This window comes from Lactobacillus sp. X-49, from assembly GCF_057063645.1.
Genome location: NZ_JBXSQM010000002.1, coordinates 1 through 12,425, shown reverse-complemented (window position 1 = coordinate 12,425; position 12,425 = coordinate 1). Strand labels below are relative to the sequence as shown.

General features: G+C 32.7%; 8 protein-coding genes. 4 read left to right on the top strand and 4 right to left on the bottom strand.

The features are described from left to right. Positions 1-17: 17 nt before the first annotated feature. The 3 genes from ACYIAQ_RS01365 to ACYIAQ_RS01355 all read right to left on the bottom strand — a co-directional run bounded on the left by ACYIAQ_RS01365 (position 18) and on the right by ACYIAQ_RS01355 (position 4,442). Positions 18-1,208 carry an AI-2E family transporter gene (locus ACYIAQ_RS01365; protein ID WP_483562290.1) on the bottom strand — a complete coding sequence of 397 codons (1,191 nt, stop codon included), beginning with the start codon at positions 1,206-1,208 and terminating at the stop codon, positions 18-20. 14 nt (positions 1,209-1,222) lie between these two features. Further along, positions 1,223-1,603 carry a PTS glucitol/sorbitol transporter subunit IIA gene (locus ACYIAQ_RS01360; protein ID WP_483562289.1) on the bottom strand — a complete coding sequence of 127 codons (381 nt, stop codon included), beginning with the start codon at positions 1,601-1,603 and terminating at the stop codon, positions 1,223-1,225. 82 nt (positions 1,604-1,685) lie between these two features. After that, positions 1,686-4,442: a cation-translocating P-type ATPase gene (locus tag ACYIAQ_RS01355; protein WP_483562288.1), complete on the bottom strand. Its 2,757-nt coding sequence runs from the start codon at positions 4,440-4,442 to the stop codon at positions 1,686-1,688. 165 nt (positions 4,443-4,607) lie between these two features. On the opposite strand from ACYIAQ_RS01355, the gene ACYIAQ_RS01350 reads away from it, so the two are divergent. From ACYIAQ_RS01350 to ACYIAQ_RS01335, 4 genes are all read left to right on the top strand, one after another. Beyond that, entirely contained in the window at positions 4,608-5,636 is a 1,029-nt protein-coding gene (locus tag ACYIAQ_RS01350) for a lactonase family protein (RefSeq protein WP_483562287.1), read from the top strand. Positions 5,637-6,074: 438 nt separating this feature from the next. Further along, the gene (locus ACYIAQ_RS01345; protein WP_483562286.1) at positions 6,075-6,746 is read left to right on the top strand and encodes a lysostaphin resistance A-like protein; all 672 of its coding nucleotides are present in this window, start codon (positions 6,075-6,077) and stop codon (positions 6,744-6,746) included. Positions 6,747-7,452: 706 nt separating this feature from the next. Continuing rightward, positions 7,453-8,517 (top strand): hypothetical protein, encoded by a 1,065-nt coding sequence (locus ACYIAQ_RS01340; RefSeq protein ID WP_483562285.1) that lies wholly within the window; start codon positions 7,453-7,455, stop codon positions 8,515-8,517. Between the two features lie 1,537 nt (positions 8,518-10,054). Beyond that, positions 10,055-10,279, top strand: a complete 225-nt coding sequence (locus tag ACYIAQ_RS01335) for a hypothetical protein (RefSeq protein WP_483562284.1) — start codon at positions 10,055-10,057, stop codon at positions 10,277-10,279. Positions 10,280-11,187: 908 nt separating this feature from the next. Here ACYIAQ_RS01335 and galE read toward each other — a convergent pair. Next, positions 11,188-12,159, bottom strand: coding sequence for a UDP-glucose 4-epimerase GalE (gene galE / locus ACYIAQ_RS01330; protein ID WP_483562283.1), 972 nt, complete (start codon positions 12,157-12,159; stop codon positions 11,188-11,190). Between the last annotated feature and the right edge of the window lie 266 nt (positions 12,160-12,425).

Below are 12,425 nucleotides of genomic sequence, written 5' to 3'. Positions count from 1 at the left end.
TATACCTATACATTCCACTACTTTTTTATTTTCTTAGAATCTTTTGTCACTAGCGAACTATCTTCATCTTCACGAAAAACTTGAGAAACTTTCCGATAATAGTTATATACCCGCAATGTAATAATTTTTAAAACAGCATAGATCGGAATCCCAAAAACTACTCCCCATAGCCCCCAAACTGAACTTGAACCGATTAAAAGCAGAATCGTTGTTACGGGATGCATCTCCATTTTGTTCCCCATAACAAGTGGGCTAATTATTCGAGATTCGATAGTCTGCTCGATGATAAATACAATCAAAACTTTAATTACCATCGGCACCGACATCATAATCGCTATTGCAATTGCCGGAATAAAAGCTATGAAGGTACCAAAATATGGAATCAAATTCAAAACTGCACTCAAAACTGCAAGTGCAATTCCGTATTGTAACCCAACTATACTATAACCAATACCAAACATGATTCCAACCCAAAAAGCAACGGTAATCTGGCCTCGAATATATGCTGCCAAAGCAGTGTTAATTTCATATAACAATTGACCAAAACCTTTTTGCCAACGACTGGGAGCAAATTGTGTCAGATATGGCCGCAAGTTATGTGCATCTTTAAGCATAAAAAACAAAATAAACGGCGCGGTTAAGACTGTCATAAAAATAATCGTCACAATACTAATTGCAGAAGAAATATTGTTTAATGTAGTATTTATCGTAGTTTGTCCTGATTTAAAAATTGTATTCTGTGCTCTAGTAATAGCATCATTAATATTATTTCTAACACTATGAAGCTGTGGTGCATTTAAAGTGTTCTGTATTGCATTAGTCGCATCATTCCAAATATACGGCCAGTGCTTGATTAAGGAGTTAATCTGTCCTTGAACAATTGGCAATAAGGTGTTAACTGTCCAGACCAATAATAATGCAACTAACATAAACAAGCCAATAATAGTGACAACTCGAGGGATCTTAAATTTACGTTCAAGTAAATCCACTAACGGATTCATAATATAAAATTGAATAAGTGCAAGAAGTAGCGGAGGTAATATCGCACTTACAAACAATCTTGCCGGATTCAATACGAAAGACACCTTGTTAAACAACCAAATTACCAAAAAGAATAATAAAATATTTAACAGTGCTATACTAAATCGGTTATTCAAAAACCATTTTTGAAAAACAGATTCTTTTTTATGTTTTCTTAAATTGTCCATTAACCCCATCCTAATCAAATATGTTCATAAACAATATGATCATCAACTTTAAAAACCGGTAGTCTCTGAGACGCACCTGAAGTTAAATAAATTGCGTTTGCCAATGGTTTCTTGGAATTTAAAGCAGTGAAAAAAAACGTAACATGTCCCAATGTCTTAATGTTATTTTCAACCATTGCTCCGACATAATTGGCCACATAAGTTTTACCACCAATCGTGATTGTATCACCAGTGTTAAAAACAAAATTGTCAAGTGGAATTTGTTGATCAAACTTCTGAATTACTGATACTTCAACTAAATCAGGCGATACATTATCACCAAACAAAAGAACCATTTCATTTTCCGGCTCAATTGCTTGTCTACCTATTTTATTAATTGTTGCAATCCATTTCATTGTCTTATATACTCCTTAACATTTAATTTTAACATAACAAAAACCGCTTAACTAAATAATAAGCGGTTTTATTAACAGTTCTTTACTTATGATGATACAAAAGCAATTTCTTTAGTTCATCTAGCAGAACTAACGGAATTGGAAGACAGAATAGGAAAATCCAGTCTATTGGCATAAGGCTAGTAGTATTAAACAATTGCTGTAATACTGGGGTCATAGTTAAAATAAAGAATAAGAAAATTTCAAATCCTATACCAAACCAAATACTTGGATTACTAAATACCCCTTTCTTAAAGATTGAAATCTTATTAGTCCTGCAGTTTAAAACATTAGCAATTTGAGTGAAAATAATTGCTCCTAACACCATTGTTGTGGCTCGTAAATAAACTTGACCACTTGAAGCCAGTGGAATATGAGGCCATCCATTTTGATAGTTAACAAAGAAATAAGCTGCAATTGAAATTACACTTGAAATTAGTCCATACCACAAGAATGCTTTTTCAATAACCCGTTTATTGAGTAAGTGTTCACCTCGACTTCGCGGTGCTTGTTTCATTACATCCGGATCGACAGCTTCACTCCCTAATCCCAATGCTGGTAACATGTCCGTTCCTAGATCAACGGTTAAAATTTGCATTACTGTCATTGGTAGTGGAATCAAACCACCCGAAAATAGAAACAATATTGATGGAAAAGCTTCAGGAACATTAGATGTTAGTATATAAGTTAAAAATTTACGAATATTACTATATACAGCTCGTCCTTCTTCGATTGCAGCAACAATTGAGGCAAAATTATCATCAGTTAAAATAATATTAGCCGCATCCTTTGCAACATCAGTTCCTGTCATCCCCATAGCAATACCAATGTCAGCCTGCTTCAAAGCCGGAGCATCATTGACACCATCGCCAGTTGAAGCAACGATTTCGCCATTCTCTTGTAATGTTTTAACAACTTTATATTTTTGTTCAGGCGCAACTCTAGCAAAAATCACCTCGCCCCTTAATGCTTCACGTAACTCACTGTCATTCATTTTTTGTAATTCATCGCCAGAGATCACACGAGCATGCTCAGAGGTTAATCCAATTTGCACTGCGACAGATTTTGCTGTCAATTTTGAATCACCGGTAACCATAATGATCTTAATTTTTGCTTCATGACAACGTTTGACGGCATTATAAATTTCTGGACGAGGTGGATCGCTCATAGTCGTCAGACCAACAAACACCAAATGATTTTCTGCAGTTTCAATTGTTAACTTAGTAACATCTGTATTATCTTTATCAACAATCCGATAAGCCATCGCCATACTACGTAAACCTTTAGCGGCGTATTCAGCATTATATTTTTCGGCTCTTTTTTTATCATCGGCAGTCATTGATCGAACTTGTCCATTAACTTGAACTTGATCGCACTGCTTGATAACATCGCTAAAAGATCCTTTCGTAAAAATAATATACTGATGATCATTCCAGCGATGAATCGTCGACATCCGTTTACGATCTGAATCAAACGGTAGTTCTCGTAAACGGGGATATTTGACCAACACTTTTTGACGATCAAAGCCAGCTTTTTGTGCCATTATAATTAATGAAGCTTCGGTTGGTGTTCCTAAAATTTTGGGTTTTTCCCCTTTAACATTGCTTGGCTGAATAGAAGTATCATTATCGAGCGCTGCAATCTGTATCAACTTATGCAAATCGGGATTTTCTTCATACCATAATTGCTTTTTATTAAGTTCAATTTGACCGTTATTCTCATAACCATTCCCTGTAACCTGAAATTCATTTTGCGGCGTCCAGATATAATGAATCGTCATTTGGTTTTGAGTCAATGTTCCCGTTTTATCAGAGCAAATAACTGTTGTCTCTCCCAGAGTTTCAACTGAATTAAGTTCTTTAACTAAAGCATGTTTTTTTGCCATCCGCTTAACACCTTGAGCAAGGCTTAATGTGACTGTTGGTAATAAGCCTTCAGGAATAAATGCCACAATCATCCCCAAAGCAAAAATAAAAGCTTTCGCAAAAGGATACTTCACAAAGAAAATTGCTGCAATTAAGAAAATCATTCCAATTGATACAGCAATTATTGATAATTGTTTTGTCAACCGATTTAATTCTCTCGTTAATGGGCTATCAACCTTTGTTTGTTTTTGGGTCAACTGTGCAATTTTACCAAATTCAGTATTCATCCCAGTGGCAAATGCAATCGCACGAGCAGTACCTGACCCAACCGTTGTTCCTGAATATACTAAATTAGTTTCGGCATAGCTACCTTCACCGGGTGCATAATCAATTGTCTTAGATTCAGGAACAGATTCACCATTTAATGCACTTTGATCGACCTGCATAGAATTAGCCGTAATTAACCGAGCATCTGCTGGTATAGCATTACCTGCTTGCAAAACAAAAACATCTCCAGGAACCAATTCCTTAGAATCAATTTGCATCTTTTTATCATCACGAATAACTTGAACATAAGTAGGGAGCATACTATTCAATGCATCTGTTGCCCGTTTAGCTGCTCGTTCTTGCCAGAAACTAAATAATCCATTAATAATGTTGACCATCCAAATAGCAATACCTAACTCCGGTGTTCCACTGAAAATGGCTACTAATCCAGAAATCCATAATAATATTGCCATCATACTGACAAAGTTTTTAAAGAATGTTTTCCATTCAGATTCTTCCTGAGATTTTTTAATCTCGTTTGAACCAAACTTTTTTAGTCTATCAGCTGCCTCTGACGAGCTTAACCCCGTAGTAGACGAGTGAAGATTAGTAAAAACTTCTGAAATTTCATTCTTAGCATAAAGCTCTCGAATTTTATTTTCATCCATTCACGTATACCCCTTATTAAAATTTTGCTGCTTATTTTGTTAGCAGTTCTGACACCATACTTTAACACTATTTAAGAAAATTGGTTACTATAAATCTTTACAATTGTGTGTCATGCTATAATGATGATTGAACTTATTCTCATTAAAGCAAAATGGAGGCGTAAAATGAAATTACTAATTGGTGGGTATACTAAAAAAAATGCTACTGGAATCTATCAATTGCCATTAATTAAATCTGATAATAGTTTACAACTTGGAGAGGCTCAAGAAATAATTCGAATCGGAGGACCAACATACTTTGTCCAAGATAATGATTTGATTTTTTCAATCAATAACACGGGTAACCAAGGCGGAATTAGCTCTTTCAAATTATCTAATAACAATTATTTAGCTCAAGATTCATACTTAACAACTGGTTCTTCTCCAGCTTATATTGGTATCAATCGTAAGCAAAAATTGCTTTATACAGCAAACTATCATACCGCAGTTTTGGCAGTATTTTCTTACGAAGCTAATGGTCAAATAAAATTGCTTGATTCAATTAAACACACAGCTGATACTCTCGGTCCTTGTCCAGAACAAGCAGACGGACCGCACCCACATTTCTTTGACCAAACACCGCAAGGCAACCTAGTTAGTTGCGATTTAGGTAATGATTGCGTTGATTTTTATAGTTTTGAACATAACCATTTAAATCATTTGGCAAAATATCAAAACGAAGCTGGTTTTGGTAGTCGGCATATCGTGTTCAATAAAGACGGAAATTATTTCTACGTTGTAGGTGAACTTTCAAGCAAGGTCAATGTTGTACATTTTAATGAACAAAACTGGACCTTTACCAATATTGCCACCTATTCGACCATTCCAGAAGATTTTACTGCACATAATGGTGCAGCTGCTATTAGAATAAGCAATGATGGAAAATTTGTTTATGTATCTAACCGCGGACATGATTCAATTACTGTATTTGCAGTTAAAAATGATCATACCTTGGAGCTACGCCAAACAGTTTCAACCTTCGGCGAGTTTCCGCGGGACTTTAATTGGGATAATGAACAAAAATTTGTTGTTGTAGCTAATCAGAATACTGATAATGCCACACTTTATACTCGAGACAGTCATAGCGGTTGCTTAACCCCTATTCAAAAAAATATATCTGTTCCTGAAGGTACTTGTGTTCTTTTTTGCAACTAAATTTTAAAAACAAAAAGAGTTAGAACATTGAAGTTACTTCATAGAGTTCGTTAACATTAATTTATATTCGCTAAGGTCGTATTCCGATATTCAATTGGGATGCGTCCTTTTAACGTATGTCTGATTCTACTTTTCAAATTTATTAGTGTAATTTCATAGCTATAAATATTTACTTGGCTTTCGAAAACTATGTTAACATATAAATAATTTTTAAAGAAACGTAATCGATCATGGAAGTTAAACCCAAGAATTTTAAAGTTCTAACTAATAAAGAAAGAGCAACGATACTTGGAAAGCTCAAGCAGATTATAATTTTGGTTATGGAGTGGGGCATGCTATTTCCAAATTCAATAAATATCTTTCTCGACCATCTTGTTGAGTTATGTATATTAAGTATTTCTAAGCTTCTGGAGATATAGGAAAGGATTTTATAGCATTATGAAACAACTAGGACAAATTATTTTATTTTTATTAAAAGCGGCTGCCTACTTCTTTTGGTTTTTAGTTACTTTTCTTCTTATGCAGGTGCCAACACTTGCAGAAAGATTAAATGAACATGAAACAAGAAATAACGTAAATATTTTACACCATGTGCTTATTCTTATAATTGGTTGCCTAGTTGGTTTTGTAGCTGTCTATATTTTTTATAAAAAGATTAATGGAACACCAATCCTGTCAGTAAAACTACGTGTTAGAAATTTGTTGAGTTCTTTAGGTATTACAACAATTTCATTTTTAATACAACTGATAATTGGAAAGATTGGTAGTATAGGTAACACAGACAATGATTTAATCAGATTGTTGCACACTCGATTAGGGGTAATTGTATTTTTTACTCTAGTTATATCAGGTCCTATTTTAGAAACATTATTTTTTCAAGGTGGATTACAGGGTGGAATTTTCAAAAAAATGAACCCTTGGCTGGCAGTAATTTTAACTAGTCTGATTTTTGCTTTAGCTCATGGGGAAGTAATTTCATGGGCAGCATTACAATTATTCGTTAGTGGATTGGGGTTCTCACTAATATATTTAGTAACTAAAGATATTAAAATGTCTATTCTTAGTCACAGCTTAACAAATTTAATTATTTGGTTATTAAGATTTTTTTAACATAAAGGAGATAAGTAAAATGAGTAGTTTTAAACAAATAAATGGTTATGAAAGCTTAACAGATACCAAGCCAAAAAAGTAATCGGCGGAAACGATTGATAAGTATCCAGGTCGATCACGTTTAATAATGGTTCAGAATTCACAGATATAGTTCAAATTAAAAATGCAAGACTACTTTACTCACTCATGTTCGCCTTAGGAAAGATGAAGTAATGAAAACTGCAATAGTCTGCTCAAGCTGTCCTTTCTAAGAGTTAAAGTATGCAGGATAAGATAGATAATTACGTTCAAAAATAACTAAAGTGATTAGCCGTAAATATCGGCGCATCCTCCATAGCCAAACAGTAAAAATCTATTCAAGTTATATGTTTCTTCAGACTAATAACTATTACACTTAATTTGCCGCAAATTGTGGTATAACATTTTTGATAGATAATCATGATTAGGAGGTATATATCATGAAAAACAAAAAAATGATTGGGACTTTTTAGCGGCCACATCATTAGCTTTAGGTTTTAGTGTTTCTACTACACAGGTTCATGCCAAAAAATATCATTGGGTACGAAACTATTCATACTCTGCTAGACCGTATCATGCCAAAGACCCTCAAGCGAGTGTAGCCGTTTGGAATTGGAATCACACACATAAGTTACATGATTTAGTTAATTTTCCACATACAACTTGGTATGCGACTTCTTCAGTAACCATGCGCCACGGCTCTACTAAGGCTGTCTATTATAAAGTTGTTAGTGGTAATAAAAAGCATAGTGGTTATATTTGGCGTGGCTTTTTAACAAAGGGTGCCTATATTGACCCAGCTGATACAGATAAAGGGATAGTTTTAGCCGATCCAGCTGAGAGGTACTATGATCCGCAGTTACCACCAAATTGGGTAGAAAAGAAAAATATTGACAGTCATTTGAATAATCAAGTTTCTGCTTTATTTACTGGAACAGAACCAGACAAGCAGGTACAATTAGCAGCAGATCTAGCTGGAGACGACTATTTAATAACAGGTAAACCTTTGTTAAATCTTCAAAATGATATTTTAGGTACTGAAAATGCTGCTAATATAATTAGTATAGCTGGTACTAGCAAATATAAAGGTCCAGCTGATGGATTATTTCAATTTGTGAAAGAGCAAATAAACCAGCAACTAGCTGTGCAAGGCAAGACAATCTCTGATTTTGCGGATTATAAAGTTGGTTCATATGTTTATCCCAGCAATAATAAAAACTGCGGTCAATTTATGATTTTCTTGATTCCAAAAAGTGCAACCTTACCTAAATTAGGAGATGTCTATTATGATCCAAATAATACGAGTTTGGCTGTTCCTGCCGATTCAATTGATAATAATTTGAATAACCAAATAGCAGATTTGTTCCCTGATACAATTAAGGATAGTCAAGTACAATTTGGTGCTAATTTAGCAAGTCTTGTATTTGGAGGAGATGCTGACCACGATAGAGATATAGTATTAGATGATATCGTTGGTAAAGGTAATCAAGATAATTACTTTGAATCTGATGAAAGATATACTGGCTCTCCAGATGGTCTTGTTGAATTTGAAAAAGAGCAATTAAAGTATAAGTTAGCACTAAGGGGAAAAACATTTTCAGATTTTAAAGGCTATAAGATTGGTGTTTATGTAGTTCCTCAAACTGTAAATAAACTACAATATGGAAACCTTTTAGTAGTTCTAACTCCACCAAAAGCAAAACTGCCAGCTGTACCTCCTGTACATACCTTTAATGTAAATGATGTAAATTAAAATTAAAAGATCAATTCTAAGTTTCGTTAGAATTGATCTTTTTTAGTGCATAAGTTATTTTTTGAGATTATTTAAAAAGCAACAGTTGCCAAGCCAACTCAATAACTTCTTTCATTAGCTTTAAGCTCTATTCTTATAGCAGCCTCACAGTTGGCATAAACAGAAGTAAATTACATTGTAAATGATAGATATATTTTGTTTCTAGTTTTATCCTTAAGAACATAGCTACTGAATAAAGCAATACTTACTTCATTACGATTGCTAGTAGTTTCAATTAGATGATGTAATGCTGAGGGGACGATTCTAAGAAGCTTTTTATTAACTTACATTGATAATAATTTTACCGGACTTATTCTTAGAATCGCGATTCTATATTTAAAGCAAAAATTTTAGCCAAAATCTACTTAATCAAGAAAGTTTGCTTGTTGATAGACACGATATGCGCCAGTCTTTCGCATAGTGTGAGTTCCAAGAAAATCAATATGAAGATTTTTCCCTAACCTATTCATAATCTTCCAATATTGTCGACTATCAATGTGCTTTTCTGCATGATATACACTTGGAAAAAGCCAAGGGCTACTACAATATTGCCATTAAATGATGAATGCTGGTAACGAGGAATTTTACGAGCATTGGTCTGAAAGCTTTCAAATCAATCAAAGTATTCTTCTAAATCCTCTTGAACTGATTTTAAATATAAAATATTGTATTTCTTGGTCTTCTTATCATGGTCTTCTTATCAATAGTATATGCTTTACGCCTTACTCTTCCATGATTATCAAAGACATCACTCTTTTTTAAACTAAGAACGCCACTTACTCTAAGTAAAGTAGCTTTCCCAACTTAAAAAATAGTATAGTCTTTTCTACCTGTTCCTGCTCTATCTAACAAATCTTTTTGAACATATTTTAAAACCCAAGAATCTTTAATAGGTTTAACTTCTTGCTTCATTTTTAAATTAGTTCCTTTTTATATATTTTTTGTAATATTTCCAAAATTAATGAAAGCGTTATTTATTTGTATAATCAAATTATAATTCTAAGAACATATACGGGTAAAAATTAATGCAAGTTAGTAAAAAGGACCTTAGAATCGTTCTCTCAGTATATGTAGCATGATTAAAATAAATAGCAAATAGAATAATTGTAAAATCAAAAAATTCTTCTTGATCTTGTACAATAGATATTATGAAAAAATTTGCTTTCTAGAGGAAATTTTATGGGCCCAATACTTTATACAAAAATAAGCCACTCAGAAACTAATCTGAGTGGCTTATTATAATGTCTGGATCGAGTTTGTATTCTAAATTATAGTGACGTTTTTGCACCTTGGATTTAAGGCGTCAACTTAATGTTCTCTCTTTTAAATTAATGAATATAAGAAGCCCAACATTTCTATATCTTTTTGGGCTTTTGTTTTAATTTTAATCGCTTCACTGCTGCAAATTTTTTAATTTCTTCATATGGCCAAATGTGACTCTCCTCTTGATCTTGTATATATAGATATTATAAAGAATTTGTTTGTTGGAAGGAATTTTATGGATCAACCACATTATGCAAAATTAACAGAAAAGGAAATATCTAAATTACCTTTTTACATTAAAAAATTTTACTTAGGCAAGAATCTGTCTCAGACAACTAAATGTCAATATTTAACAGAAATTAGATGTTTTTTTTACTTGATGCTATGTAATACTGGCATTAGTACGGCTAAAAATAATGTCGATATTTGGCTTGATACTCTAAAAAGATACTTTAGATAAAATTAAATATTTTTATACTATATATATATCGCTAGCAAATAATTAATTTTTTAGAATGCGTATTTTTATTATTATGACAGATCTTTCATACACATTAACAAGTTTGGGATTCAAATTATGATTAAGAATCCTCTTCTTGGCATATGTTCCAAAGTTAAGGTTAAAATATTCTTATTGAACAGCCAAGTGATGTTTTAATTCATTTGAAATTTTAAATCGTGATTAAATCTGTTACTACCTATTATGTTGTCTAAAATGTATTGGGACTGGCTATCTTTATTTTTAATAATCCTATTCATAAACATTACATTATATGGTCACCAACTAAGAAACTGTGTTCTATGACCATAAAATCTTTTGGCTTGGGATAATAACTATTTTTAAAGTATTAACTAAGCAAAAATTTTTATTAGGCAAATACAAACACGTGAAAAATCGCATGCTAGTTACAATAACTAATCTAAAGAGCGTACTTTCTGAAAATATTATCTATACAATAATTAGTTCAAAGATAAATAAAGCTAGGTATCAGTTACAAAATTTATTTTTCACAAAAAAGGACGCTTTACAGGTGTCCTTAATTCTTTTCTTTATACTTATAATAATTATTTTCAAAACCTGAATCAAGCATATTTTTAGAAACTTATATTCCAGATTTATCATTTTTTCAATTCAAACTTAGAGACTCTCGACCTAAACTAACTTAAGAGAAAAAATATTTATGAGCTCTTTTGACACATGAATTCAAAGATTCCACTACTGTTAGTGACCTCAACTTTAATTGTAAAAGAAAAAATAGACAATTTGTCAAGTAAATATCTAGTTCTTGACGTCAGTATTTATTTGATAAATTCAGAAATTAACTCTGATTTAAAGTTTAACAATTAGTCTACATTACAGGAAATAAATTAATTTTTAGCTGTGTTTTTATGCCATTTCCAAGCAGAAGAAATAATATCTTCAATATTCTCATGTTTTGGCTTCCAACCTAAAATTTCGCGCGCTTTAGTTGAATCTGCAACCAAAATATCTGGATCACCACCACGTCTTGGACCAAAAGTATATGGAATATCAATGCCAGTAACTTTTCTTGCAGCCTTTACTATTTCAAGATTCGAGTATCCTTGAGATGTCCCTAGATTAAACACATCAGACTTGTTAGTTTTCACTAATTTAGTTAACGCTAAAATATGGGCTTCAATCAAATCATTAATCTCAACATAATCGCGAACATTAGTTCCATCTTTTGTATTATAATCATCACCAAAGATTGTAAATTTACCATCATCCTTAAGTGCACTTTTCAAGAGTACTGGGATTAAATGTGTTTCATGCTCATGCGCTTCTCCGAGAGAACCATTATCTGCTGCCCCAGCCACATTAAAGTACCGAAGAGCAATTGACTTAATGCCATTAGCTTTATCAGCCCAAGACATAATACGCTCCATCATCATTTTACTGTCACCGTATGGATTAATAGGTTCAAGCGGCGTATCTTCAGTAATTTTTTCCACTTTGGGAATACCATATACCGCAGCAGTAGAAGAAAAAATCAAATATTTAACTTGTGCATCAACCATTGCCTGAAGCAAGGAAATCATACCAGTTACATTATTATCATAATACTTCAACGGTTTTTTTACAGATTCAGAAACTAATGATGACGCTGCAAAATGCATTACTGCACCAATTTTTTCTGCACGCAAAATTTTACTTACTAAAAATGTGTTTTTTAAATCTCCCTGATAAAACTTTGCCTTAGGATCTATTGCACTTGAATATAGAGTGTCAAGTACGACTACATCATATCCATTTTTAATTAATTTTTTTACTGCAACTGAACCAATATATCCAGCACCACCAATAACTAAAATACGCATAACAAAATTCGCTACCTTTCAATTTATTTTAGTAAACTACTCATTCTAATAAATACTAAATTTTCAGTTCCATATATTCCAATAACTATGACAAAATACAATTGTTTTTAGATAGTATAAATCATAAATATATTTTAAACGAAAATTGCAATTTTAAGTTGAACACCCTACTTGATTTGATAGATGCAATCTAATCTTTTCTCATATAATTCATCGGGAGTGTGGTAGGCTAAGATTTTGCGCGGCAGGTTATTGCACCATTCCTC

Bases quoted from the DNA above. Each gene is read 5' to 3' on its own strand.
- ACYIAQ_RS01365 (WP_483562290.1), bottom strand. From the start codon at position 1,208: ATGGACAATTTAAGAAAACATAAAAAAGAATCTGTTTTTCAAAAATGG.
- ACYIAQ_RS01360 (WP_483562289.1), bottom strand. From the start codon at position 1,603: ATGAAATGGATTGCAACAATTAATAAAATAGGTAGACAAGCAATTGAG.
- ACYIAQ_RS01355 (WP_483562288.1), bottom strand. From the start codon at position 4,442: ATGGATGAAAATAAAATTCGAGAGCTTTATGCTAAGAATGAAATTTCA.
- ACYIAQ_RS01350 (WP_483562287.1), top strand. From the start codon at position 4,608: ATGAAATTACTAATTGGTGGGTATACTAAAAAAAATGCTACTGGAATC.
- ACYIAQ_RS01345 (WP_483562286.1), top strand. From the start codon at position 6,075: ATGAAACAACTAGGACAAATTATTTTATTTTTATTAAAAGCGGCTGCC.
- ACYIAQ_RS01340 (WP_483562285.1), top strand. From the start codon at position 7,453: ATGCGCCACGGCTCTACTAAGGCTGTCTATTATAAAGTTGTTAGTGGT.
- ACYIAQ_RS01335 (WP_483562284.1), top strand. From the start codon at position 10,055: ATGGATCAACCACATTATGCAAAATTAACAGAAAAGGAAATATCTAAA.
- galE (WP_483562283.1), bottom strand. From the start codon at position 12,159: ATGCGTATTTTAGTTATTGGTGGTGCTGGATATATTGGTTCAGTTGCA.